The following is a 23642-nucleotide window of genomic DNA, read 5'->3' on the forward strand; positions in this document are numbered from 1 at the left end:
GAGACTACGGGTGGTGGCCGGATCGCAACGTCAACCCGCCACCGCCCGTAGTCTCGGCGCGGAACCGGCTAGCCGGTGAAGCCCGGAACCAGTTCGGTGGCAATGGCTTTCACCGGAACGTGGGCATCGAGCTGGCAGCAGATCGCGATGGTCGACGCGATCACCCGCAGCGGGATGGCCAGGTTCGCCGGCAGATCCAGCTGGCGGGCCATCTTGATCTGCGCCACCGAGTTGTCCATCTGGCCGGCGGCCATCCGCTGAATCCAGCGCCGGGTGTAGTGGAACACCTCGGTCTGTACCGGCTCCACGTACTGGCGCAGCATGTCGTCGATTTCCTCGACCGACACCTGCTCACCCTTCTGGATGAACCCGGCCTCTTCCATCACCGGCAGCAGTGCGTCGTAGTCCTTGTCCCGGGCCAGCCGGATACATTTGCCCAGCGAGTCCGGGAATCCGCCGGGCAGCGGGGCGACCGCCCCGAAGTCGATGACACCCATCCGGCCGTCGGGCAACAGCATGAAGTTCCCGGGATGCGCGTCGCCGTGCATCATCTCCAGGCGCTTGGGGGCGCCGAAGGTCAGCTCGGTGAGCCGGGTGCCCATCAGATCGCGCTGTTCGGGGGTGCCCTCCCGGATGATCACCGACATCGGGATGCCGTCCATCCACTCGGCGATCACCACCTTGGGTGCACTGGCCACGATGTGCGGCACCGCGAAATGCGGGTCGTTCTCGTAGGCCTTGGCGAAGGCGCGCTGGTTGTCGGCTTCGAGCCGGTAATCCAGTTCCATCTCGGTGCGCTCGATCAGCTCGGCGACCACGGCCTCGATATCGGCGCCGGGGGCGAGCTGTTTGAACACGCCGGTCAGACGCTGGATGGTCTTCAGATCGGCGCGCAGCGCCTCATCGGCGCCCGGGTACTGGATCTTGACCGCGACCTCGCGGCCATCCGCCCAGACGGCCTTGTGGACCTGCCCGATGCTCGCCGACGCGATCGGCTTGTCATCGAAGGACAGGAACCGTTCCCGCCACTTGGTGCCGAGCTGGCCGTCCAGCACGCGGTGCACCTTGGCCGCCGGCAGCGGGGGAGCCTCTCGCTGCAGCTTGGTCAGCGCCTCCCGGTAGGGCTTGCCGTACTGCTCGGGGATGGCGGCTTCCATCACCGACAGTGCTTGGCCGACCTTCATGGCCCCGCCCTTGAGTTCACCCAGAACGGTGAACAGCTGCTGGGCGGCCTTGTCCATCAGCTCCGCGGTGACATCGTCCTTGGATTTACCGGCCAGTCGTTTGCCGAAGCCCAGAGCGGCTCGTCCAGCAAACCCGACGGGCAGGGTGGCCAGCTTCGCGTTACGGGAAACGCTGCGCCGTTTGATTTCAGACACCCATCCATCATCCATGACGCGGCTGAACTAGCTGCAACGAACTGGCAACATCTGATGTCAGCAGGCACACGCGGGGTGCCGCGACCAGCGCCGGGTGACCACCGATCCGGTGCCGACATCGAACTCCACGGTGGTGTCCAACGTCATCGGGGCGGACCCGGCGTCGGTGCCGGCGGGGGCGTCGCGCATCGCCCGGACCACCAGGTTCACCTGCGTGAGCGCCAGCGCCGCGGTGCCGAGCACGGTCGCCCGGTCGGCGGTGGTCACCGCGTGGCGAAGCTGGGCGGCCAGCGCCGGCCAGGCCGCGTCGCGGTCGCTGCGGTGCAGGTCCGCACACGACAGACAGGACGTGACGCCGGGAATCACCAGCGGCCCGACCAGGCCGGTGCCGTCGCGCACCCGGACCGGCAGATGCGGCACCCGCGCGGCGTGCAGATCGCGCAGTACCCGTGGATCGCTGACCAGCGTGTCGGCCAGCACCACCAGATCGGTGTGCTCGGCCGTCACCACCGCGTGCCGCCGGTTGCTGCGGCTCACCCGGGTCCCCGAGCAGCGCAGCGCCCCGGCCAGCAGGTCCGACAGCGGTCCCCGGCCGTGGATGCGCACCGACACCGACCGCGCGGCCGGACGCACCGGTGCCGTCGTCACCGCCCCGGTGGACACCAGGGTGTCCAGCAGATCCGCGACGGCGTCCGCGCTCAGCCCCAGACCCTGCGCGCGGTCGGCGAACTCGTCGGCCGTGGCCGGGGCCTGCAGGGAACGCAGCAGGCCGGCCAGCGCCGCACAGGTGAGTCCGGCCGGCGGGTGCACCTGCACCGCGCGCCGCGGATCCCAGCCGATCTGCACGCTGCCGTCCGGGCGCAACAACACCGGCATCGCCGGGTTGAGTGCGTAGCGCCGCATGCCATGACTGTGTCACGGCCGGCGCGCGGCCCGCCTCAGTTATCCACAGGGCCTTCGGGCTTGCCGTCGGTGCCCTCGTTCTTCTCCAGGTCGGCCAGCGCCTGATCGATCCCGCTGGTGTCCCCGCCGAGCACCCGGTCGATGAACGCGGCCGGCTCGTCGAGATCCTCGGCGCCGGGGAGCAGATCGGGGTGCTGCCAGACCGCGTCGCGGGCGTCCGCGCCGACCGCGTCGGTGAGCTTCTCCCACAGCGCCGCCGCCTCGCGCATCTTGCGGGGCCGCAGCTCCAGGCCGACCAGGGTGGCGAAGGTCTGCTCGGCCGGGCCGCCGGTGGCGCGGCGGCGTCGCAGCGTCTCGCTCAGCGCCGCGGTGCCGGGCAGCCGGTCCCCGAGCGCGGCGGTCACCACGGTCTGCACCCAGCCCTCGATGAGCGCCAGCATGGTCTCCAAGCGCTCCAGTGCGGCGGTCTGCTCCGGGGTGGCCTTGGGTTCGAACATGCCCTGGCTGAGCAGCTGTTCCATGGCGGCCGGGTCGGCCATCGACGCCGGGTTGAAACCCTGCGCCAGATCTTCGATGCCGGCCATGTCGATCTTCATGCCCTTGGCGAACGCCTCGACCGCACTGAGCAGCTGGCTCGACAGCCACGGCACGTGGCTGAACAACCGGTGGTGGGCAGCCTCGCGCGCGGCCAGGAAGGTCAGCACCTCACTGCGGGACTGCTCCAGGCCCTCGGTCAGCGCGTCGACGGCCTCGGGCATCAGCGCGGCAACACCCTTGGGGCCCAGCGGTAATCCGATGTCGGTGGAGGTGAGTACCTCCTTGGAGAGCTTGCCCAGGGCCTGGCCGAGTTGGCTGCCGAAGGCCATGCCGCCCATCTGCGACATCATCGCCAGCAGCGGGCCGGCCATCGCCTGAGCCTCCGCGGGCAGCGCCGAGGCCCACACCGTGGAGATCTGTTCGGCCACCGGGTCGCACAACCGCTTCCAGGTGTCCAGGGTGTTGTCGATCCAGTCGGTCGGCGTCCAGGCCGCGGTGCGGGTGGCCCCGGCCGGCAGCGGGGTGGCGCCGTCGAGCCAGGTCTCGGCCAGGCGCACCGCATCGGCGATGGCGCTGCTGGTCGACTCCGGTATCGGGGCGACGAATCCGATGGCGCTCGATGCCAACTGGCGGGCCAGGTCGTAGTTCACCGGGCCGGTCTGCTGGCCGCCGGCGGCCATACTGCCTGCACCGCTGAACATCTCGCCGAGCCGGGTGAAGATCTGTCCGAGGTCGGACATGTCGAAATTTCCACCGCCCATCCCGAACGGGTCCCCGGAGGGATCTTTCTTGCGTTTGTCCGGATCCGGGTCATCTCCTGGGGAGAAGCCGAAGGGCAGGTCAGCCATGCCGTCAACGGTACCCACCGAGGGAAGGGCCGGTGGGGCCGCGGGTCACGCTGTGGGTGAACGCGCTCTACTGTGGGCGGCGTGAACAGGCGGATTTTGACGCTGGTGGTCGCGCTGGTGCCCATCCTGGCATTCGGGTTGCTGCTCTCGGTGGTGACGGTTCCCTTCGTCGCGCTGGGGCCGGGTCCGACGTTCGACACCCTCGGCGAGGTGAACGGCAAGCCGGTCGTCGACATCAAGAGCACCGACGGGGTGGCCGGGGACATCACCCACCCGACGTCGGGGCACCTGAACATGACCACGGTGTCGCAGCGCGACGGGCTGACCCTCGGGCAGGCGATGGTGCTGTGGATGTCGGGGCGCGACCAACTGGTCCCGCGCGAGCTGGTCTATCCGCCGGACAAGTCCAAGGACGACATCGACAAGAGCAACTCCGCGGACTTCAAGCGCTCCGAGGACGACGCCGAGTTCGCGGCGCTGTCCTATCTGAAGTACCCGAAGGCCGTCACCGTCGAGTCGGTCGACGAGAAGGGGCCCTCGGCGGGCAAGTTGGAGCGCGGCGACGCCATCGACATGGTGAACAACATCGAGGTGCCCGACCTCAAGGCGTTCCAGGACATCGTGAAGGCCACCCGCCCCGGCGAACAGATCGTCATCGACTACCGCCGCAAGAACGGTCCGATGGGCACCACCACCATCACCCTGGGCGAGCATCCCGAGGGGGAGCAGGGCTTTTTGGGGGTCGGCGTGCTCGATGCGCCGTGGGCCCCGTTCGAGATCGAGTTCAACCTGGCCAACATCGGCGGGCCGTCGGCCGGCCTGATGTTCAGCCTGGCGGTGATCGACAAGCTGACCACCGGGGAACTCAACGACGGCAAGTTCGTCGCCGGCACCGGCACCATCGACGCCGACGGCAAGGTCGGCTCCATCGGCGGTATCACCCACAAGATGGTGGCCGCCCGCGATGCCGGGGCGACGGTGTTCATGGTGCCCGCCGACAACTGCTCGGAAGCACTCACCGCGCACGAGGATGGCCTGCAGTTGGTGAAGGTGGACACGCTGACCACCGCCGTGGACGCGCTGAACGCGATCTCCGCCGGCGGCGAACCCCCGACATGCTGAGAGATTCCTTGGCAGGCACTGCGTAGAGTTGGGGCAAGTTGTGGCAGCTCGACCCGGATCGGATTGGTTGGGGCCACGTACCACGGACTGGAGTTGAAGAGTTGGGTATGCGGCCCGCGGCGAGAATGCCGCAGCTGACAGGTCGGAGCCGGGTTCTCATCGGCGTCGCGGTAGCTGTTGTCCTGCTGTTGTTGGTGGGGCCACGCTTCATCGACGGCTATGTCGACTGGTTGTTCTTCGGCGAACTCGGCTATCGCTCGGTGTTCACCACGGTGCTGTTCACCCGCATCGTGCTGTTCCTGGTGGTGGCGTTGTTGATCGCCGCGGTGGTGTTCGGCGCGATGACGCTGGCCTACCGCACCCGCCCGGTGTTCGTGCCGACCGCCGGGCCCAACGACCCGGTGGCCCGCTACCGGACCACCGTGATGAGCCGGCTGCGGCTGTTCGGCATCGGCATCCCGGCGTTCATCGGCCTGCTGGCCGGGATCGTGGCGCAGAGCTACTGGCCGCAGGTGCAGCTGTTCCTGCACGGCGGTGAGTTCGGGATCACCGACCCGCAGTTCGGGATCGACCTCGGCTTCTACGCCTTCCAGTTGCCCTTCTACCGGCTGGTGCTGACCTACCTGTTCGTGGCGGTGTTCCTGGCTTTCGTCGCGAACCTGTTGGGCCACTACCTGTTCGGCGGTATCCGGTTGTCCGGTCGCACCGGCGCGCTCAGCCGGGCCGCCCGTATCCAGTTGATCGCGCTGGCCGGCACCCTGGTGCTGCTCAAGGCGGTCGCCTACTGGCTGGACCGTTATGAACTGCTGAGCAACACCCGCGCCGGAAAGCCGTTCACCGGTGCCGGCTACACCGACATCAACGCGGTGCTGCCCGCCAAGCTGATCCTGCTGGCCATCGCGGTGATCTGCGCGGTGGCGGTGTTCTCCGCGCTGGTGCTGCGGGATCTGCGGATCCCGGCCATCGGCCTGGTGCTGCTGCTGCTGTCCTCTCTGGTGGTGGGTGCGGGCTGGCCGCTGATCGTCGAGCAGTTCAGCGTCAAGCCGAATGCCGCGCAGAAGGAGAGCGAGTACATCAGCCGCAGTATCGCGGCGACCAGACACGCCTACGGGTTGACCGATGATGTGGTCAGCTACCGCGACTACAGCGGTGATGCCGCGGCCACGGCCCAGCAGGTCGCCGCCGACCGGGCCACCACCTCGAACATCCGTCTGCTGGACCCGACGATCGTCAGCCCGGCGTTCACCCAGTTCCAGCAGGGCAAGAACTTCTACAACTTCCCCGACCAGCTCTCGATGGACCGCTACGTCGGGCCGGACGGTCAGATCCGCGACTACGTGGTGGCCGCCCGTGAACTCAACCCGGACCGGCTGATCGACAACCAGCGGGACTGGATCAACCGGCACACGGTGTACACGCACGGCAACGGGTTCGTCGCCTCGCCTGCCAACACCGTGCGCGGCATCGCCAACGATCCGAACCAGAACGGCGGTTACCCGGAGTTCCTGGCCAGTGTGGTCGGCGCCAACGGCACCGTGGTCTCCCCGGGCCCGGCTCCGCTGGACCAGCCGCGCATCTACTTCGGCCCGGTGATCGCCAGCGCGACCGACGATTACGCGATCGTCGGCAAGAACGGTGACGTCGACCGTGAGTACGACTACGAGACCAACACCGAGACCAAGAACTACACCTATCAGGGCAGTGGCGGCGTGCCGATCGGCAACTGGTTCGCCCGCGGTGTGTTCGCGGCGAAGTTCGCCGAGCGGAACTTCCTACTGTCCAACGTGATCGGCGAGAACAGCAAGCTGCTGTTCAACCGTGATCCGGCGAAGCGGGTCGAGGCGGTGGCGCCCTGGCTGGACACCGACAACGGCATGTACCCGGCGATCGTCAACAAGCGGATGGTGTGGATCGTCGACGGCTACACCACGCTGGACAACTACCCGTACTCCGAGCTCACCACGCTGTCGAGCGCCACCATCGACTCCAACGAGGTGGCGGTCAACCGGCTGCTGCTGGACAAGCAGGTGTCCTACATCCGCAACTCGGTGAAGGCCACCGTCGACGCCTATGACGGCACCGTCACGCTGTACGCGCAGGACGAGGACGATCCGGTCCTGAAGGCGTGGATGTCGGTGTTCCCCGGCACGGTGAAGCCCAAGTCCGAGATCTCCGAGGATCTGCAGGCCCACCTGCGCTACCCGGAGGACCTGTTCAAGGTGCAGCGCGCGCTGCTGGCCAAGTACCACGTCGACGATCCGGTGAAGTTCTTCACCAACGCCGACTTCTGGGACGTGCCACTGGATCCCAACCCGACGGCCAGCAGTTTCCAGCCGCCGTACTACATCGTCGCGCAGGATCTGGTGGAGCAGAACGGCTCGGCCTCGTTCCAGCTGACCAGCGCGATGAACTGGATCCGCCGAGACTTCCTGGCGGCCTACATCAGTGCGAGCTCTGATCCGGACACCTACGGCAAGCTCACGGTGCTGACCGTGCCCGGTCAGGTCAACGGTCCGAAGCTGGCCTTCAACGCCATCAGTACCGACACCGCGGTCTCCACCGAGTTGGGTCAGATCGGTCGTGACGGCCAGAACCGCATCCGGTGGGGCAACCTGCTCACGCTGCCGATCGGCAACGGCGGATTGCTCTACGTGGCACCGATCTACGCATCGCCGGGCAGCAGCGACGCGGCCTCGTCCTACCCGCGTCTGATCCGCGTGGCGATGATGTACAACGACAAGGTCGGTTACGGCCCGACGGTCCGCGACGCGCTGGATGAGATCTTCGGCGCCGGAGCGGGTGCCACGGCCACGGGTCCCGCGCCCGCGCCCGGGCAGCCGGCCGCGCGGCCGCCCGCCCAGTCCACGGCCAACCCGCAGGCTGTACCGCAGCAGGGCACCGCGCCCGCCGCGCCGCCGCCGGCTGCCGCGGTCCCGTCCGGGCCCGTGGAGCTCTCGGGTGCGAAGGCCGCTGCGCTGGCAGAGGTCAACGCCGCGCTGGACAACATGCAGCAGGCGCAGACCGGCGGCAACTTCGCCGAGTTCGGTGAGGCGCTGCAGCGCCTCGACGACGCGATGAACAAGTATCGCGAGGCTAAGTAGCGAAGCGGATTGGCCCGATAGGCAGGCCAAGTAACCTTCCCTCGCCGCGAGCGTGCGGGTCTGCGGTGGACACGCCGCACCCGAACCTGATTCAGCGCACGTTCGCGGCGAGGTAGGTCCACTTGTGGTCGGTTACAAGAGGACGCCAAGTGGTCCCGGGGAGTCTTGACTCAAATGAGTCAACTCTGCCCGGAAGGACCCTCGATGACCCTGGCCGAATCTGTCGACGAGCGCGCGCTGTCGACGCTGCCCGACCACGTCAGCGCCCTGGTGGCGCTGCCCGGCGAGCCCGGCTACGAACGCTGCACACCGTGGAATGTGGCCGTGCCGGTGCGGCCGGCGGCGGTGGTGTTCGCGACCTCGGCGCACCATGTCGCCGAGGCGGTGCGCTTCGCCGCGGCGCACGGTCTGAAGGTGGCGGTGCAGGCGACCGGTCACGGCGCCGTCCCGGTCGGCGAGGACGCGATCCTGGTGCAGACCGGCGCGATGACCGACTGCGTGGTGGATCTGCAGACCCGGGTCGCCCGGGTGGGCGCGGGTGCGCGGTGGCAGCACGTCCTCGACGCCGCCGCCCCGCACGGGCTCGCCCCGCTGTGCGGTTCCTCGCCGTCGGTGGGTGTGGTCGGATTCCTCACCGGCGGTGGGGTCGGCCCGCTGGTCCGCAGTGTCGGCGTGTCCTCGGACTACGTGCGTTCCTTCGATCTGGTGACCGGCACCGGGGAGTTGCTGCATGTGACACCGGAGGCGCATCCCGATCTGTTCTGGGGTCTGCGTGGGGGCAAGTCCACGCTCGGCATCGTCACCGCGATGGAGTTCGAGCTGCTGCCCGTCTCCGAGTTCTACGGCGGTGCCTTGTATTTCGACGGCGTCGATGCTCCTGCGGTGTTGCGTACCTGGCAGGAGTGGAGCCTGAGCCTGCCGGAGACCATCAACACCTCCATTGCCCTCCAGCAGTTGCCGCCGTTGCCGGGGGTCCCCGAGCCGTTGGCCGGCCGGCTCACGGTGGCGGTGCGCTACACCGCGCTGGACGATTTCGCGGAGGGCGCAGCGCTTCTGGCGCCGATCCGGGAGGCGGCGATGCCGATCCTGGACACCGTCGGTGTGCTGCCGTATGCGGCGATCGGTGCGGTGCATGCCGACCCGGTGGATCCGATGCCGTGCCACGAGGGGCAGGTGCTGTTGGGTGAATTCGGTTCCGAGGCAGTCGATATCCTGCTGGCCGCCGCGGGCCCGGGTTCGGCGTCGGTGCAGACAGTCGTGGAGGTGCGGTTGCTCGGCGGTGCGATGGCCCGCCAGGCAGAGCATTCCAGCGCGTTCTGCAACCGCCAGGCCGCCTATGCGGTGACGACCATCGGGGTGCCGATGGGGCCGGCCGCGGAATTGGTGCCGGCACAGGCCCGTGCATTGGCGCGTGCCCTGCAGCCGTGGTCCACCGGCGGTCTGCTGCCCAACTTCGCGCCCGCCGCGGATGCGGCGCGGATGGCGCGGGTGTACGACGAGGACACCCGGCACTGGCTGGCCACGCTGGCCGACCGATATGACCCGGCAGGCGTTCTCAAGACCGGTCAAGCGGTCCGGTTTTCCGCCTAAAAACGGCTCTGAGCACCCGATTTGGCGCCTTGCGTCCCCTTGGGTAATGTTGTCCTTACCCGACGCGGGGTGGAGCAGCTCGGTAGCTCGCTGGGCTCATAACCCAGAGGTCGCAGGTTCGAATCCTGTCCCCGCTACTAGGTAGAACGGCCCCCGGAGATTTCTCCGGGGGCCGTTTTCATTGCCTTGGTGGCACCCCACCCCCGGGCGCTCTGTCGAACCGGATAAAGAGCGGGCCCATTTCCCATACGATCGGCCAAGAAGTTCAGGCGCGGTCGGTGATTTCATGATCGGAACCACGAGCACGGCACACAGGAACCTTCGACGGAACGAGAAATTTCATGTCCGACTCCGCGTTTCAGATGGTGGCGATCGGGTTGTATTTCGCCCTGATGCTCGCGATCGGCTTCTACGCCTTCCGGCGAACCAGTGACCTCGACGACTACATGCTCGGCGGCCGCAAGCTGCCGCCGGCGGTCGCCGCGCTGTCGGCCGGCGCATCGGACATGTCCGGATGGCTGCTGCTCGGTGTCCCCGGCGCCATCTACGCCTCCGGCCTGGTCGAGTCGTGGATCGTGATCGGCCTGGTGATCGGCGCCTGGCTGAACTGGAAGTTCGTCGCACCGCGGCTGCGGGCGTATACCGAGATCGCCAACAACTCGATCACCGTGCCCAGCTTCTTCGAGAACCGGTTGCGGGACAAGTCGCACGTCCTGCGGATCGCCGCCGGCGCGATCATCCTGGTCTTCTTCACGTTCTACGTGTCCTCCGGCATGGTCGCCGGTGGCGTGTTCTTCGAGTCCTCGTTCGGGTCGTCCTATCTTGCCGGCATGCTGCTGGTCGCCGGAGTGACCCTGTGCTACACGCTGTTCGGCGGATTCCTCGGCGCGTCGCTCACCGACGTCGCGCAGGCGCTGTTGATGTTCGCCGCGCTCGTCACGATCCCCGTCGCCACGATCATCGCCACCGGCGGCCCGGGCGAGATGGTCAATCTGGTGCAGGCCGCCGACGCTGCGCACAACGCCGCCAACGCCGGTGACGAAGTTCAGCGCACCTCACTGTTCTTCGGCGGCAGCTTCCTCGCGATCGTGTCGGCGGCGGCCTGGGGGCTGGGCTACTTCGGCCAGCCCCACATCATCGTCCGCTTCATGGCGATGCGCTCCTCGGCGGATGCCAAGGCGGGCCGTCGAATCGGCATCAGCTGGATGATCCTCACCTCGGTTGGGGCGATCACCACGGGGTTCGCGGGCCTGGCGTACTTCTACCGCGAGGGCGTCACATTGGACAACCCCGAGACCGTGTTCCTGCAGCTGGCGCAGGTGATGTTCCATCCCTTCGTCGCCGGCATCGTGCTGGCCGCAGTGCTGGCGGCCATCATGTCGACGGTCTCCTCGCAGCTGATCGTGTGTTCGTCGGCTCTGGTCGAGGACATCTACCGGGCGTTCGGCAAAGAGGCCAGCCAGACGCGGCTGGTCGCCTACGGCAGGGTGGGGGTGCTGACGGTCGCCGTGGTGGCGGTCCTGTTGGCGCTCAACCCGGATGGGACGATCCTCGATCTGGTCGGTTTCGCGTGGGCCGGCTTCGGTGCCTCCTTCGGCCCGCTGATCCTGCTGTCGCTGTTCTGGCGCAAGCTCACCTCCGCCGGGGCGATCGCCGGCATGATCGCCGGCGCCGTGGTGGTGGGCATCTGGGGGCAGACCGATGCGCTGTCCAGCGCCATGTACGAGATCGTGCCCGGCTTCATCGCATGCTTCGCCTTCGCCGTGGCCGTATCGCTCATGACCGCGCGTGAGGACGACGATATCCAGCGCGAGTTCTCCGAGATGGCCGAGATGGCGCAGAACACCGGCGAGCCGGTGGCCACTGCCCGAAACGCCACGATCCACCAGTAGGCCAAGCGCACCGACGACCGGGACCCGCAGGTGCTCAAGCATTTCCGTGCGGACTCGGTGACCGGTTCAGCCGGTGAAACCCTCTCCCGAGGTCGAACGGTCGTGGTGGGAGTAGGTCACCGGGATCTGCTTACCGCGGGCGATCTTGTCCAGCATCGCGATCCGCTTCCGCGTCGCGTCGCCGTTGCGCTTCTTGCGCTCGCTGATCGGGTTGGACCATGGCAGCAGATCGGCCACCCGGACGAGGCCGACGTTGAGCCGGGCGATCCGCTCGAAGTCGCGCACCCGGCGCTCGATGTTGTAGCCCAGCGGCTCGAACAGCGTGCCGGCGATCATGGCCTCGATCTGCTTGTAGCCGAACACCACTCCGGCCGGGGCGAGCACCAGGCTGGCCATGAGCTGGTTGGCGTAGGTGGCCACCACCTTCTTGGCCCAGCCGGGCAGCGTGTCGGTCAACGTCGCGATGTGGGCAGGACCCGCGATGGCATCGACGAGTTCGGCCCGCCAGGGCGACGGGTTGCCGCCCCTGGCCAGGACGTAGTTCAACGATTTGATCAACTCCACGCCGTCGGCGGAGTGCAGGCGCTCGGGCGCACCCCACAGCCGCCCCGAGTACGAGGAGTACTCGGCGAGATCCTCGAGCTGCCGCCGGGTCAGCTTGCGCCCGAACGCGTGGTCGACGAGGCGGCCGAGCAGCATCCCGCTGCCGAAGCCGAGCAGCGACGTCACCGGGATCGGCTCGCCGAACTTGAGGTAAAGGTCGTCGCCCCACTTGCGCCGCAACCCGCGACTGACCAGTCCGTGCATCAACCGCACGCGCACCACATCCTGGAACGCAACGGAGCGCCGGTCGAAGATGTCGGGCAAGGTGAACTCCGCGAACACCCGTGCCGTCTCGATGAAGCGGCGCGGACCGTCGTCCGCGAAACGGCCGGTGGCACCGGTGGCCGCGGAGATGTCGCCGGTCATCGCCGTCTCGTAGAACGCCCACGCCTGGATGATGGTGCTGGCCGCCCGGCTGCTCGACATCGCCAGCATCCGGCCCCGTTCGGCCGCGACCAGATCGAACTGGCTCGGCAGGTTGTCCAGGTGCTCGAAGAAGTCGACGTACTCCTGCGGGGGATCGGTCAGCGTGTCGATGCCCTGGGTCAGGGCCTGCTCGAACAGCGCTCGGCCCTGCTCATGACCGAGGCGCTCGAACGCATCGACCACGCCGATGATGTGCTCGTCGGCCTGCCAGAAGTAGTCGTCGCGCAGACGGGTGATGTCGTTGGGTTCGACCTCTTTGTCGACATCGATCCACTCACCGAACATGAACTTCCGCATGTACCGCCACTGGTCGGCGAAGTGGTCACGGCCCGGCGGGATGGGCCGCCACGGTCGATCGGGATGATCCCGTCGATTGAAATCGACGTCCTCGAGCAGGATTTCTCGCTCGCCAGTCAGAGTCATGCGGTAACCCGATCTCCGGAGTCGGTGGCCATTACGGCGAGGCTATCCCACAATTTTGCCGATGTGAATGGCGGTTCACATGCGTTACACCTGTCCCCACAGGTCAGAGCGCTGATAGTGGGTCGTCTGCACCGGCGTTGAGTAGCGGTTGCCGCGCAGGCTAACTCGTGCCGGCACACGTCGGCACGTCTCGGGCGGAGGCGGCCCGCCGCCGGGTGAACATCGCGGCCTGGTATGCCCGGGCGGCCTCGCGCCCGAGATCGCGGCGCAGCGTCCGCCACAGTTCCCGGTTCTGCACCCGAGGGTCACGCGCGGCGGTGGCCACCCAGTGCAACAGGCGCGCCGGGGTGAACACCCGGGTCGGCTCGCGGCGCCGGCTGAACACGTCGAGCAACTCGGTGGCCCGGGCCGGATCGTCGGCGAACCAGCGGTAGGCGGTGTATTCGATCGGGGAGATGGTCTCGGCCAGGCCTAACCCGTTGGCCCACTGGTACATCGGCAGACACTGGGCGTCACGGTCGGCTTCCCAGCCGGCCAGTGCCGCGTCGAGTGCGGCGGGATCGTCGAGATGTGGTGCGGCCGCCTCGCCGAGCAGCCGGCCGAACCGCAGGGCATCCCGGATGCCCTGGGCGGTCACCGGGTCCTTGAAGTGCCCGGCGTCCCCGGCCAGTGCCCAGCCCGGGCCGTGGGAATGCCGGAAGTAGGACGGGTGGGAGACCGAGGTGTACACCCGGCTCTGCCGGGTGCAACCGGTGAGGCGTTCGGCGAACGCGGGCACGCGGTCGATGGCCGCGGCGAAGGCGGCCTCGGCGTCGGCCCGGAACTCCTCGGCGCGGCCGACGGGCGGCATCAGCAGCGCGACGACTTGTCCACCGTCACAGGGGAATACCGTCACCAGGTCGTCGCCCTCGCGCCACTGCATGGCGAGGCTGCGGCGGGCGTCCGGGGCGTCGAGGTAGTAGGCGTACGCCATCATCCGCCGGTTCTCGCAGCGGTGGTGCTCACGGGCCTCGACCAGGCGGGCAACCGTGGAGCGCCGACCGTCGGCACCGATCACAAGTTTGGCGGTGATGCTGGTCTGCTCACCCTGTCGGTTGCGCAGCGCAACGCCGCTGACCCGGCCGGCCCCATCGCGCAGCAGGCTGGTCACCCGGGTGTGTTCCCGCACGTCCGCGCCGGCCTCGCGGGCCGTTTGGACCAGCGCGAGGTCCAGTCCGGGACGGCGGACGCAAGACCCGTGATCCAAGCCCTCATACGGGCTGTAGCGCCCGATCACGTCAACCCCGGGGGAGCCCAACCCGCCGTGGCTGTGCAGCGGTGGGGCCAGGTCGAGTACCCGCTCGCGGGCGCCCAACCGCTCCAGCTCGGCCCAGTGGTGGGGGAAGAACAGGTGGGTGGACAACGTGTCGGACGGGAACGCGGCGCTGTCGACCGCGACGACGGCGCGGCCGCGGCGCGCCAGGGCGATCGCGGCCGCCGATCCGGCGCACCGACTGCCCACGATGATCACTTCGGTTTCTTCGGTCATAGATGGATCGTTGCAGATCGAAACGGTTTGAGAAGACGATTCAAAAAATGAACGGACTTCTATCGTCTATGCTGGCGCGATGTCGACCCAAGCCGCGCGCGCGGACCGTCGGCGGGCCCGGACCCGTGGTCAGATCCTGGACGCCGCCGAAGTCGTCTTCAGCCGGCACGGTTTCGACGGTGCCCGCATCGAAGTCATCGCCGAGGACGCCGACGTGTCCGTCGGCACCATCTACACCCACTTCGACGGCAAGCGCGGGGTGTATCTGCACCTGGTGGACCGGGCGCTGGAGCTCTTCGGCGAATACATGGCCCGCGCCGAAGACCCGGCGCTGAGCCCCCTGCAGCGGGTGCTGGCCGGCGGCGATGCCTACCTGCGTTTTCATCTCGACCACCCGGGGGCCTTCCAGTTCCTGGCCTACCGCAGCCCGGGCTCGGTGCCGTTGTCGGCGGACGCGGACGTCGAGGCCCGCATCCGGGATCGGGTGGGAGTCCTGTTGGAGCGGTTCGCCGCCCAGATCGACGAGGCCATCGCCGCGGGGGAGGCCCGCCCGGTGGATTCGAGTCGGTTGACCCGCTACCTGTGGGGCGCGTGGAACGGGGTGATCGCACTCGGCCTGCAGCCCGACGGCCTGCGGATCTCCGATGAGGAGATCGCCGAGACCCTGGAGCTGGCCCGCTGGTTGCTGCGCGAGGGGCTCGCCGGATCGGCGCTGCGCGACGCGAACGGTGAAGTGGGGGAGCGGGTCCCGCTACCGCGGATCGGGTGAGAGCAGGTTCATCCCCGAACGCCGGCGCCATCGTCGTACCGGATCGCCCACGAGGAAACCGTGTCCTGTGCCGGCGCGAGCCAGCGCAGACCGTCCCCGGTGTTGAGCGCGTTGGCCGGAGCGGTCATCGGTTCCAGGGCCACGGCGGTCACGAGTTCTCCGGCACGGGGGAATTCTCGGGTGATGAACACGTGGACGAAGCCGAAACCTGCGTCGGCCCAGAGCGAGACGGTGCGGCCGTCCGGGGCGCGCAGGCTGTGCACGCTCCCGCCGCCTGTCGGGCACAGGTCGGTCCAGGTGTCATCGAGGTTCAGGTCGGCGACGAGTCGTCCACCACGCAGATCCCAATCGGTACCCGGCACGGTGCGCAGGCCGATCGGGATGAGGCGGTGGTCGGTGTCGATGTGCTGCAGGGCATTCACGGTGAGCCGCAGGGAATCACCCGGCACACCGCCGATGGTCGGAAACGGATGTGCGCCGATGGCCACCGGGGCACGCGTCGACCCGATGTTGCGCACGGTGTGCGTCACCGCCAGGCCGTCGGGCGTCAGCCGGTAGCAGACCTCGGTGTCGAGATGGAACGGATAGCCGGGCCGCGGCATCACCTGCGCCCCGAGCGTGATCGACGATCCGGACCGTGCCACCACCCGGTACGGGACATCGCACAGCAGACCGTGTAATGCGTTGCCGCGCAACCGATCGTTGACCTCCAGCTGGTGGGTGCACCCCTCATGCACCCACCGGCCATCGCGAACCCGATTCGGCCACGGCACCAGCACCGCACCGCAGAAGAAGGGCGGGACATGGTGCTCGTCGAAGGTGTGGGTGATCGCCACGCCGTCGACGCAGAGTTGCCGGATCGCGGCGCCCACCTCGGTGATGACCGCGTGCACCGATCGTGCGCCCGCCCGCAGGGCGAGCTCGTACTGCGATCCCAGCAGACTCTCCACGCGGTCAGTCACCGGCACCTCGCCCGGCATGGGTCACCGCGATGGTGGGTTCGCGGCGACCGCAGCGGCGCATCGACGCGCGCACCGCGTCGCCGACGGCCCCCACCCGGGAGGCCTGCACCAGTGCGATCACACAGCCACCGAAGCCGCCGCCGGTCATCCGTGCCCCCAGCGCGCCTGCGTGGACGGCGGTTTCGGCGATCAGGTCGATGTGATCTGTGGTGATCTGGAAGTCGTCGCGCATCGATTGCTGCGATGCCGTCAGCAGTTGCCCGACTGCGGCGAAGTCGGCCGCGCCCAGCGCCGCGGCGGCGTCGAGCACGCGCTGATTCTCGCTGAGGACGTGTCTGGCGCGGCGGGCGTCGACGCTGTTCGTCAGGGCCGTCAGGGCCTGCGGCCCCGGCAGATCGCGCAGGGAGGGTACGCCCAGCGCGGCCGCGGCGCGTTCACAGGAGGCACGGCGGTCCGCGTACTCGCCACCGGCATGCCGGTGTGCCGCACGGGAATCGATGAGCAGTAGCGCCACCCCGGCGGCCCCCGGGTCGAAGGGCACCGAGTCGACGGTGAGGTCACGGAAGTCGATCAGTTGGGCGCGTCGGCGCTGCGCGAACAGAATCGCCAATTGATCCAGCAAGCCCGTCGGCGCCCCGACGTAGGTGTTCTCGGCTCGCTGCGCGATACGGGCCTGCCCGACACGATCCAGCTCCGTCCCGGTCGCCGACAGGATCGCCCCGAGCACCGCACACCCCAGTGCCGCCGACGATGCCAGCCCGGATCCGGTCTCGACGCCGCCGCTGACTGCCATCGCGCCGCCGGGTACCCGGTGACCGGCCTCCCGCAGGGCCCACACCACACCGGCCACGTAGGCGGCCCAACCGTCGACATCCCCGGGAACGGTGTCCAGCGCAATCCGGACGGGTTCGTCCTCCCGGTCGCTGCGTACCACCAGGGCGGTGCTGTCGTCGGGTCGATAGGCCACCGTCGTTCGTTCGGGTAGTGCGATGGGCAGGGCGAAACCCGCGTTGTAGTCGGTGTGTTCGCCGATCAGGTTGATCCGGCCCGGAGCACTGTAGATGACGACGTGTCCTGCTGAGGGCATGATCAGAGTTCCCGGAGTCGCTGGGCGACGGCCTCGGGTGTGGTGTCGTTGATGAACGCTCCCATCACCGACTCCGAACTCGCCAGGTACTTCAGTTTGGTGGCGCTGCGTCGTGTCGAGAGCAACTCGACATGGAAGTACCCCTCACGTTGTGCGTCGTCATCGGAGTACTGGTGCAGCGCCGCCATGTAGGGCAGGGGGGCGTCGTACAACCGGTCGAAGCGACCGAGCACGTCGCGATAGATCCGCGCGAAGCTGTCGATCTCGGCGTCGTCGAGGTCGGTCAGGTTGCGCACGAACCGGTGGGGGTAGATGTGCACCTCGACCGGCCACCGTGCCGCGAAGGGTACGAAGGCGGTGAAAGCGTCGTTGGCGGTGACGACCCTTGTGCCGTCGCGGATTTCGTCGGCCAGGATCCGGGCGAAAAGATTGGTGCCGTGGTCGGCTCGGTGGGCGGTGGCGCGCCGTAGCATCGCCGCGGTGCGCGGTGTCAGATACGGATAACCGTAGATCTGGCCATGCGGGTGGGTCAGTGTCACGCCGATCTCCTCGCCGCGGTTCTCGAAGCAGAAGACCTGTTCGATGCCCGGCCGCGTCATCAACTCTGCGGTGCGGTGCTGCCACGTGCGCACCACCAGCCCGGCATGGGCTTCATCGAGGCCGGCGAAGCTGCCGGTGTGGTCGCTTGAGAAGGCGATGACCTCGCAGCGTCCGTACCCCGGGGCGGCCGGGAATCCATCCGTCCCGTCGGGCAGCCCATCGGCACCGTCGGCGACCAGGCTGGGAAATCGGTTCTCGAACACCACGACGTCGTAGTCGGACGCGGGAACCTCGCTGGTCAATCCGGAAGGCCCTGGGCACAGCGGGCATCGGTCGGGCGCGGGGTGATAGGTGCGGTCCTGGCGCAGCGCCGCCACGATCACCCACTCACCGGTACGAGGGTCCCGCCGTAGTTGTGTCGCGCCCGCGGTTCGGGTGGGCAACGGGCGGCGGTCGGGGACCGGTGCCGGGGTGCGCCCGGGCAGGGAGAAGAACAGTAGTTCGCGGCCGTCGGCCAGCGGCCGGCGCAGCGGTGCGATCCTCATGCTCCGATCGTCCGGGCGCGTACGCGCTTCGCGTCGGCGGTCCTGGCCCGCGGCGGTGTCACCCGCAGCCAGGGCCGGGCCAGTTCCTGCTCGCGCCGGCGCTTCTCGGCGGCGATGATGTGCTCGACCCGCGTGGTGAGTTGCCCCGGCGTCAGCCCGAACTCCTGGAGAAGTTCGGCTGCGGGCGGACCTCCGTACGGCGACCAGCTGCGGACGTAATCGAGAATCTCGCGGTCGTACCGGTCCATTTCGTTACGCTCCGCTCTTCTTCTTGTTGTAGACGTCGAAGCCGACCGCGGCCAGGAGCACCAACCCCTTGATCACCTGCTGGACATCGCTGCCGATGCCGACCAGCGACATGCCGTTGTTCAGGACACCCAGCACGAAACCACCGATGATGGCGCCGAATACGGTGCCCACGCCGCCGTTGGCGGAGGCTCCGCCGATGAAGGCCGCCGCGATCGCCTCCAGTTCCATCCCGATGCCCGCCTGCGGGGTGGCCGAGTTGAGTCGCGCGGCGAACAGCAGACCGGCCAGGGCGGACAGCAGACCCATGTTGACGAAGACCAGGAATGTCACGCGCTTGGTCTTCACCCCGGACAACCGGGCGGCGGCGACGTTGCCGCCGACCGCGTACACCTGCCTTCCGAAGACGCTGCTGCGCATCAGGAAGGCGTAGACCACGAACGCCACCGCAAGGATGATGCCGACCACCGGCACGCCGCGGTAGCTGGCCAGCAGCAGGGTGAAGGCCGCCAATGCGGCGACGGTGGCCGCACATTTGAAGATGAACCACTGCAGCGGCAACACCTCGAAGCCGTACCGGGTCTGAGCGTTTCGCTGGCGGACCTGCTGGCACACCGCGGCGAGCATCACCAGCGCGCCGAGAATCAGGGTGGGCCAGTGGTAGAGGGCGTTGCCTCCCACCTCCGGCAGGAACCCGCTGCTGACCTGGCTGAAACTGCGCGGGAACGGCGCGATCGACTGGCCTTCGAGCAGATACTGGGTGGCCCCGCGGAACACCAGCATGCCGGCCAGGGTGACGATGAACGACGGAATGCCGACGTAGGCGATCCAGAATCCCTGCCAGGCCCCGATCAGCGCGCCCAGCAGCAGACACAGCGAGACCGCCACGGGCCAGGGCATGTCCTGTCGGATCATCAACACCGCAGACATGGCTCCGATGAACCCGGCGATGGAGCCCACCGACAGATCGATGTGCCCGGAGATGATGACGATCACCATCCCGATCGCCAGGATCAGGATGTACCCGTTCTGCTGGACGATATTGGTGACGTTGAGAGGCTTCAGCAGGATGCCGCTGGTCCAGATCTGGAACAGGATGACGATCAGGATCAGCGCGACGACCATGCCGTACTGGCGGAAGTTGCCGCGGATCGCGGTCAGCAGTCGGGTGGCCCCTGATTCCGGCGGCGGCGCAGGCGTGTTCGATGCCGCGTCCACCGTGGAACTGGTGGTCATGTGTTCGGTCCCTTCATCATGTGGTGCATCAGTGTTTCCTGTGAGGCATCGGCACGGGCCACCTCGCCGGTGAGCCGCCCCTCGTTGAGGGTGTAGATGCGGTCACACAGGCCGATCAGCTCGGGCAGTTCGGACGAGATGACGATGATGGACTTACCCTGGGAAGCAAGGGAATTGATGATCGTGTAGATCTCGTACTTGGCGCCGACATCGATACCGCGGGTGGGCTCGTCGAGAATGAGCACATCGGGGTCGGCGAAGATCCACTTGCTGAGCACGACCTTCTGCTGGTTGCCGCCGGACAGATTCCCGGTCGTCGCCCGCACCGACGGGGCTTTGATGTGCATGTCCTTGCGGAACCGCTCGGCGACGACGGTCTCCTCGTGCTCGTTGATGACGGTCGCCCTGCTGACCTTGGGCAGCGATGCGAGCGTCACGCTGCGCGCGATGTCGTCCATCAGATTGAGCCCGTAGTGCTTGCGGTCCTCGGTCGCATAGGCGATACCGTGGCCGATCGCCTCGGGGACCGTCCGGGTGTGAATCTCGATGCCATCCTTGAAGACCGACCCGGCGCCCTTCTTTCCGTAGCTGCGGCCGAAGACGCTCATGGCGAGTTCCGTGCGGCCGGCGCCCATCAGGCCGGCCAGGCCCACCACCTCGCCGCGGCGCACGTTGATCGATATGCGGTCGACGACCTTGCGCTGTTGATCCAGCGGATGGAACACGGTCCAGTCCTCGATCGCCAAGGTGACATCACCGATCGGGTGCGTGCCGCGCGGGGGGAACCGGTCGCTCATATCGCGCCCGACCATGCCGCGGATGATGTGTTCCTCGGTGAGTCCGGGCTCGACGAGCCGGGTCTCGATGGTCTGTCCGTCGCGCAGGATGGTGATGCGGTCGGCCACCCGCATCACTTCATTGAGTTTGTGCGAGATGATGATGCAGGCCAGGCCCTGGGCCGCGAGACCCACGATGAGGTCGAGCAGGTGCCGGCTGTCCTCGTCGTTGAGCGCCGCGGTCGGCTCGTCGAGGATGAGTAACTTCACCTTCTTCGACAGGGCTTTCGCGATCTCGACGAGCTGTTGCTTCCCGACGCCGATATCGGAGATCCGGGTCTGCGGGTTCTCTCCCAGACCCACCCGGTCGAGCAGCGTCTGGGCGTGGGTCATCGTTTCGTGCCAGTTGATGATTCCGCCGGCGGCGTGTTCGTTACCGAGGAAGATGTTCTCGGCGATGGACAGCACGGGCACCAGCGCAAGTTCCTGATGGATGATCCCGATACCGTGGCGCTCGCTGCTGCGGATGTCCTTGAACTCGCCGGGCTGACCGTCGAACACGATCTCACCCTGATAGCTGCCGTGCGGGTAGATCCCGCTGAGCACCTTCATCAGAGTCGATTTCCCGGCGCCGTTCTCGCCGCAGATGGCGTGGATCTCGCCGTGCCGGACAGTGAGATTGACGTCCCGCAGCGCGGTGACATTGCCGAATCGCTTCGTGATGTCCCGCATTTCGAGCAGCGGCGCCGCCGTCGCGCCTGTCACGCGAGCTGCGCCGGGGTGTAGTAGCCGGAGCCGACGAGCACCGTTTCATAGTTGCCGCGGTCCACACTGACGGGATTGAGCAGGAAGGACGGGACCACCTTCACCCCGTTGTCGTAGGTGGTGGTGTCGTTGACCTCCGGTGTCGCGCCGGTCATCAGCGAATCGACCATCTGCACAGCGGCATTCGCCAGTTCCCGGGTGTCCTTGAACACGGTCTGTGTCTGCTCGCCGGCGATGATCGACTTCACCGAGGCCAGCTCGGCGTCCTGGCCGGTGACGATCGGGAGCGGATTGGTGGGTGTGCCGTAGCCCGCGCTCTTCAGCGCCGAGATGATGCCCAGGGACATGCCGTCGTAGGGGGAGAGCACGGCGTCGACCCGTTCGCTGGTGTAGGCCCTGCTCAGCAGGTTGTCCATCCGCGACTGGGCCAGCCCACCGTCCCAGCGCAGCGTCGCCGACTGGCCGAACGAGGTCTGACCGCTCCTGACGACGAGCTTGCCGCTGTCGAGGTAGGGCTGCAGCACACTCAGTGCGCCGTTGAAGAAGAATGTCGCGTTGTTGTCGTCGGGGGAGCCGGCGAACAGTTCGATGTTGAAGGGGCCCTTGCCATCTGCGACACCGAGCTTGTCCACGATGTAGTCCGCCTGCAGGACCCCGACCTTGAAGTTGTCGAATGTCGCGTAGTAGTCGACATTCTCGGTACCGCGGATCAGTCGGTCGTAACTGACCACCGGGATGTCCGCATCGGCGGCGCGCTGCAGGATGTCGGTCAGCGACGAGCTGTCGATCGGAGCGATGACCAGCGCCTTCACCCCCTTGGTGATCATGTTCTCGATCTGGGACACCTGGTTCTGCACGACGTCATCGCCGTACTGCAGGTCGGTTTGGTACCCGAGATTCTGGAACTGCGCGGCGATGTTGTCGCCGTCGGCGACCCAGCGCTCGGACGATTTCGTGGGCATGGCGATACCCACCGTGCCGGTCCGTTCGCCACCGCCGGTCGCGTCCGTCGTGTCCGGGCGGCCGCAGCCGGCGCTGGTCAATGCCGTCACCACGGCCAGTGCACCGACCATCCGACCCAAGCTCTTACGCATCAAATTCCTCCGGATTGTCTTCCGCCCCGAAAACGCGGTCGGAGCGGGGCCGGACCACGGGATGTGAGCGCTAACATAAGAAAGTGTGTGACGGTGCTCACGGCTTTGTCAAGACCCGCGGACCGTCTCGGTGAGCGCTCGGAAATGATTGACATCCGCCAGATGTGAGCGTTAACATTCGGACTGTGTAACGCCGGTCACATCCGACGCGGCTCTGCAGAAACCGCCCCCATATCCGCCGGAGCACGGCCTGATCTGGGCAGACAGCCACTATCGAGGAGCAAAGATGAAGCTTCGCACCATGGTCACGGCCGCTGCCGCGGCGACACTGCTGGCCGGCTGTGGCAGCGGTCCGGCCGCGGGCAGTGGCGCGGGGTCCGACGCCGATCCGGGGCAGATCACCATGGGCTTCTCCCAGGTCGGTGCCGAGAGCGGCTGGCGCACCGCGAACACGAAGTCCATCCAGGATGCGGCCGGGAACGCCGGCGTCGACCTCAAGTTCTCCGACGCCAACGGCGAGCAGGAAAATCAGATCTCGGCCATCCGCTCCTTCGTGCAGCAACGGGTCGACGTCATCGCGTTCAGCCCGGTGGTGCGCACCGGTTGGGATGCGGTTCTGCTGGAGGCCAAGAATGCCGGCATCCCGGTCATCCTCACCGACCGCGCCGTCGACACCGACGAACCCGACGTCTACAAGACCTTCCTCGGTGCCGATTTCGTCGACGAGGGCCGCCGTGCCGGTGACTGGGTGGTCGGGGAGTACGCGTCGACGCCCGGACCGGTCAACATCGTCACGCTGGAGGGAACGACCGGTGCCGATCCCGCCATCGATCGCAATTCCGGCTTCGCCGAGGCCATTTCCGCCGATCCCGATCTGAGGGTGATCGCCTCGCAGAGCGGCGATTTCACACGTTCCGGCGGTAAGCAGGTGATGGAGGCGTTCCTGAAGGCGAACCCGAAGATCGACCTGGTGTTCGCGCAGAACGACGATATGGGGCTCGGCGCGATGGAGGCCATCGAAGCTGCGGGCCGCAAGCCCGGACAGGACATCAAGATCGTCACCATCGACGCCACCCGCGACGGGATGCAGGCACTGGCCGACGGCAAGTTCAACTTCATCGTGGAGTGCAACCCGCTGCTCGGGCCGCAACTCATGGAACTCGCCGAGCAGGTCGTGGCGGGGGAGCCGGTGCCGGCGCGCGTCGTCACCCCGGACGAGGCCTTCGATCAGCAGCAGGCCGCGGCCGTGCTGCCGGACCGCGCGTACTGA

Annotated in this window: 18 protein-coding genes and 1 tRNA gene; 7 read left to right on the plus strand and 12 right to left on the minus strand. The window is 67.6% G+C overall.

Annotated features, from left to right (window positions below; genetic code table 11):
• Positions 1–68: 68 nt before the first annotated feature.
• The 3 genes from K0O62_RS08370 to K0O62_RS08380 are packed head-to-tail and all read right to left on the minus strand — an operon-like array spanning position 69 to position 3667.
• On the minus strand, positions 69–1394 hold the full coding sequence (locus tag K0O62_RS08370; protein ID WP_073857806.1) for a macrolide-binding ATPase MABP-1: 1326 nt from the start codon (positions 1392–1394) through the stop codon (positions 69–71).
• 42 nt (positions 1395–1436) lie between these two features.
• A complete protein-coding gene (locus K0O62_RS08375) occupies positions 1437–2282 on the minus strand; it encodes a bacteriocin biosynthesis cyclodehydratase domain-containing protein (protein WP_073857808.1) in 846 nt (281 codons plus the stop codon).
• 35 nt (positions 2283–2317) lie between these two features.
• The gene (locus K0O62_RS08380; protein ID WP_073857810.1) at positions 2318–3667 is read right to left on the minus strand and encodes a zinc-dependent metalloprotease; all 1350 of its coding nucleotides are present in this window, start codon (positions 3665–3667) and stop codon (positions 2318–2320) included.
• Between the two features lie 81 nt (positions 3668–3748).
• On the opposite strand from K0O62_RS08380, the gene K0O62_RS08385 reads away from it, so the two are divergent.
• The 5 genes from K0O62_RS08385 to putP all read left to right on the plus strand — a co-directional run bounded on the left by K0O62_RS08385 (position 3749) and on the right by putP (position 11372).
• A complete protein-coding gene (locus K0O62_RS08385; protein WP_073857812.1) occupies positions 3749–4789 on the plus strand; it encodes a YlbL family protein in 1041 nt (346 codons plus the stop codon).
• Between the two features lie 101 nt (positions 4790–4890).
• Positions 4891–7890: a UPF0182 family protein gene (locus K0O62_RS08390; protein WP_097934042.1), complete on the plus strand. Its 3000-nt coding sequence runs from the start codon at positions 4891–4893 to the stop codon at positions 7888–7890.
• A gap of 204 nt (positions 7891–8094) precedes the next feature.
• The gene (locus tag K0O62_RS08395; protein WP_073857816.1) at positions 8095–9480 is read left to right on the plus strand and encodes an FAD-binding oxidoreductase; all 1386 of its coding nucleotides are present in this window, start codon (positions 8095–8097) and stop codon (positions 9478–9480) included.
• Positions 9481–9543: 63 nt separating this feature from the next.
• A tRNA-Met gene (locus K0O62_RS08400) sits at positions 9544–9617 on the plus strand.
• 204 nt (positions 9618–9821) lie between these two features.
• The gene (gene putP, locus K0O62_RS08405) at positions 9822–11372 is read left to right on the plus strand and encodes a sodium/proline symporter PutP (RefSeq protein WP_073857818.1); all 1551 of its coding nucleotides are present in this window, start codon (positions 9822–9824) and stop codon (positions 11370–11372) included.
• 66 nt (positions 11373–11438) lie between these two features.
• On the opposite strand, the gene K0O62_RS08410 is transcribed toward putP, so the two are convergent.
• Together K0O62_RS08410 and K0O62_RS08415 are read right to left on the minus strand one after the other, a co-directional pair.
• Positions 11439–12824, minus strand: coding sequence for an oxygenase MpaB family protein (locus K0O62_RS08410; protein ID WP_073857819.1), 1386 nt, complete (start codon positions 12822–12824; stop codon positions 11439–11441).
• A 160-nt stretch (positions 12825–12984) separates the two neighbouring features.
• Complete coding sequence (locus tag K0O62_RS08415) at positions 12985–14352, minus strand: NAD(P)/FAD-dependent oxidoreductase (protein ID WP_073857821.1); 1368 nt, start codon at positions 14350–14352, stop codon at positions 12985–12987.
• A 79-nt stretch (positions 14353–14431) separates the two neighbouring features.
• On the opposite strand from K0O62_RS08415, the gene K0O62_RS08420 reads away from it, so the two are divergent.
• Positions 14432–15121, plus strand: coding sequence for a TetR/AcrR family transcriptional regulator (locus K0O62_RS08420; protein ID WP_073857823.1), 690 nt, complete (start codon positions 14432–14434; stop codon positions 15119–15121).
• A gap of 8 nt (positions 15122–15129) precedes the next feature.
• Here K0O62_RS08420 and K0O62_RS08425 read toward each other — a convergent pair whose 3' ends face one another.
• The 7 genes from K0O62_RS08425 to chvE are packed head-to-tail and all read right to left on the minus strand — an operon-like array spanning position 15130 to position 22372.
• Positions 15130–16083 (minus strand): aldose 1-epimerase family protein, encoded by a 954-nt coding sequence (locus K0O62_RS08425; RefSeq protein WP_234800187.1) that lies wholly within the window; start codon positions 16081–16083, stop codon positions 15130–15132.
• A complete protein-coding gene (locus K0O62_RS08430; RefSeq protein ID WP_073857825.1) occupies positions 16076–17170 on the minus strand; it encodes a galactokinase in 1095 nt (364 codons plus the stop codon). The genes K0O62_RS08425 and K0O62_RS08430 overlap by 8 nt, the downstream gene beginning before the upstream one ends.
• A 2-nt stretch (positions 17171–17172) precedes the next feature.
• Positions 17173–18255 carry a galactose-1-phosphate uridylyltransferase gene (galT, locus tag K0O62_RS08435; protein ID WP_073857827.1) on the minus strand — a complete coding sequence of 361 codons (1083 nt, stop codon included), beginning with the start codon at positions 18253–18255 and terminating at the stop codon, positions 17173–17175.
• Complete coding sequence (locus K0O62_RS08440) at positions 18252–18503, minus strand: hypothetical protein (protein WP_073857829.1); 252 nt, start codon at positions 18501–18503, stop codon at positions 18252–18254. The genes galT and K0O62_RS08440 overlap by 4 nt, the downstream gene beginning before the upstream one ends.
• A 4-nt stretch (positions 18504–18507) precedes the next feature.
• A complete protein-coding gene (mmsB, locus tag K0O62_RS08445; protein ID WP_073857831.1) occupies positions 18508–19737 on the minus strand; it encodes a multiple monosaccharide ABC transporter permease in 1230 nt (409 codons plus the stop codon).
• On the minus strand, positions 19734–21245 hold the full coding sequence (gene mmsA / locus K0O62_RS08450; RefSeq protein ID WP_073857912.1) for a multiple monosaccharide ABC transporter ATP-binding protein: 1512 nt from the start codon (positions 21243–21245) through the stop codon (positions 19734–19736). The genes mmsB and mmsA overlap by 4 nt, the downstream gene beginning before the upstream one ends.
• Before the next feature lie 29 nt (positions 21246–21274).
• Positions 21275–22372, minus strand: a complete 1098-nt coding sequence (gene chvE / locus K0O62_RS08455) for a multiple monosaccharide ABC transporter substrate-binding protein (protein WP_073857833.1) — start codon at positions 22370–22372, stop codon at positions 21275–21277.
• 286 nt (positions 22373–22658) lie between these two features.
• Between chvE and K0O62_RS08460 the strand changes: the two genes are divergently transcribed.
• Positions 22659–23642, plus strand: a complete 984-nt coding sequence (locus K0O62_RS08460) for an ABC transporter substrate-binding protein (RefSeq protein WP_073857835.1) — start codon at positions 22659–22661, stop codon at positions 23640–23642.

It is taken from the genome of Mycolicibacterium diernhoferi (assembly GCF_019456655.1).
In the GTDB taxonomy this organism is placed as follows: Bacteria; Actinomycetota; Actinomycetes; order Mycobacteriales; family Mycobacteriaceae; genus Mycobacterium; species Mycobacterium diernhoferi.

Bases quoted from the DNA above. Each gene is read 5' to 3' on its own strand.
- K0O62_RS08375 (WP_073857808.1), bottom strand. From the start codon at position 2,282: ATGCGGCGCTACGCACTCAACCCGGCGATGCCGGTGTTGTTGCGCCCG.
- putP (WP_073857818.1), top strand. From the start codon at position 9,822: ATGTCCGACTCCGCGTTTCAGATGGTGGCGATCGGGTTGTATTTCGCC.
- galT (WP_073857827.1), bottom strand. From the start codon at position 18,255: ATGAGGATCGCACCGCTGCGCCGGCCGCTGGCCGACGGCCGCGAACTA.
- K0O62_RS08420 (WP_073857823.1), top strand. From the start codon at position 14,432: ATGTCGACCCAAGCCGCGCGCGCGGACCGTCGGCGGGCCCGGACCCGT.
- K0O62_RS08415 (WP_073857821.1), bottom strand. From the start codon at position 14,352: ATGACCGAAGAAACCGAAGTGATCATCGTGGGCAGTCGGTGCGCCGGA.
- K0O62_RS08380 (WP_073857810.1), bottom strand. From the start codon at position 3,667: ATGGCTGACCTGCCCTTCGGCTTCTCCCCAGGAGATGACCCGGATCCG.
- K0O62_RS08370 (WP_073857806.1), bottom strand. From the start codon at position 1,394: ATGGATGATGGATGGGTGTCTGAAATCAAACGGCGCAGCGTTTCCCGT.
- K0O62_RS08460 (WP_073857835.1), top strand. From the start codon at position 22,659: ATGAAGCTTCGCACCATGGTCACGGCCGCTGCCGCGGCGACACTGCTG.
- chvE (WP_073857833.1), bottom strand. From the start codon at position 22,372: ATGCGTAAGAGCTTGGGTCGGATGGTCGGTGCACTGGCCGTGGTGACG.
- K0O62_RS08410 (WP_073857819.1), bottom strand. From the start codon at position 12,824: ATGACTCTGACTGGCGAGCGAGAAATCCTGCTCGAGGACGTCGATTTC.
- mmsA (WP_073857912.1), bottom strand. From the start codon at position 21,245: ATGCGGGACATCACGAAGCGATTCGGCAATGTCACCGCGCTGCGGGAC.
- K0O62_RS08430 (WP_073857825.1), bottom strand. From the start codon at position 17,170: ATGCCCTCAGCAGGACACGTCGTCATCTACAGTGCTCCGGGCCGGATC.
- K0O62_RS08395 (WP_073857816.1), top strand. From the start codon at position 8,095: ATGACCCTGGCCGAATCTGTCGACGAGCGCGCGCTGTCGACGCTGCCC.
- K0O62_RS08440 (WP_073857829.1), bottom strand. From the start codon at position 18,503: ATGGACCGGTACGACCGCGAGATTCTCGATTACGTCCGCAGCTGGTCG.
- mmsB (WP_073857831.1), bottom strand. From the start codon at position 19,737: ATGACCACCAGTTCCACGGTGGACGCGGCATCGAACACGCCTGCGCCG.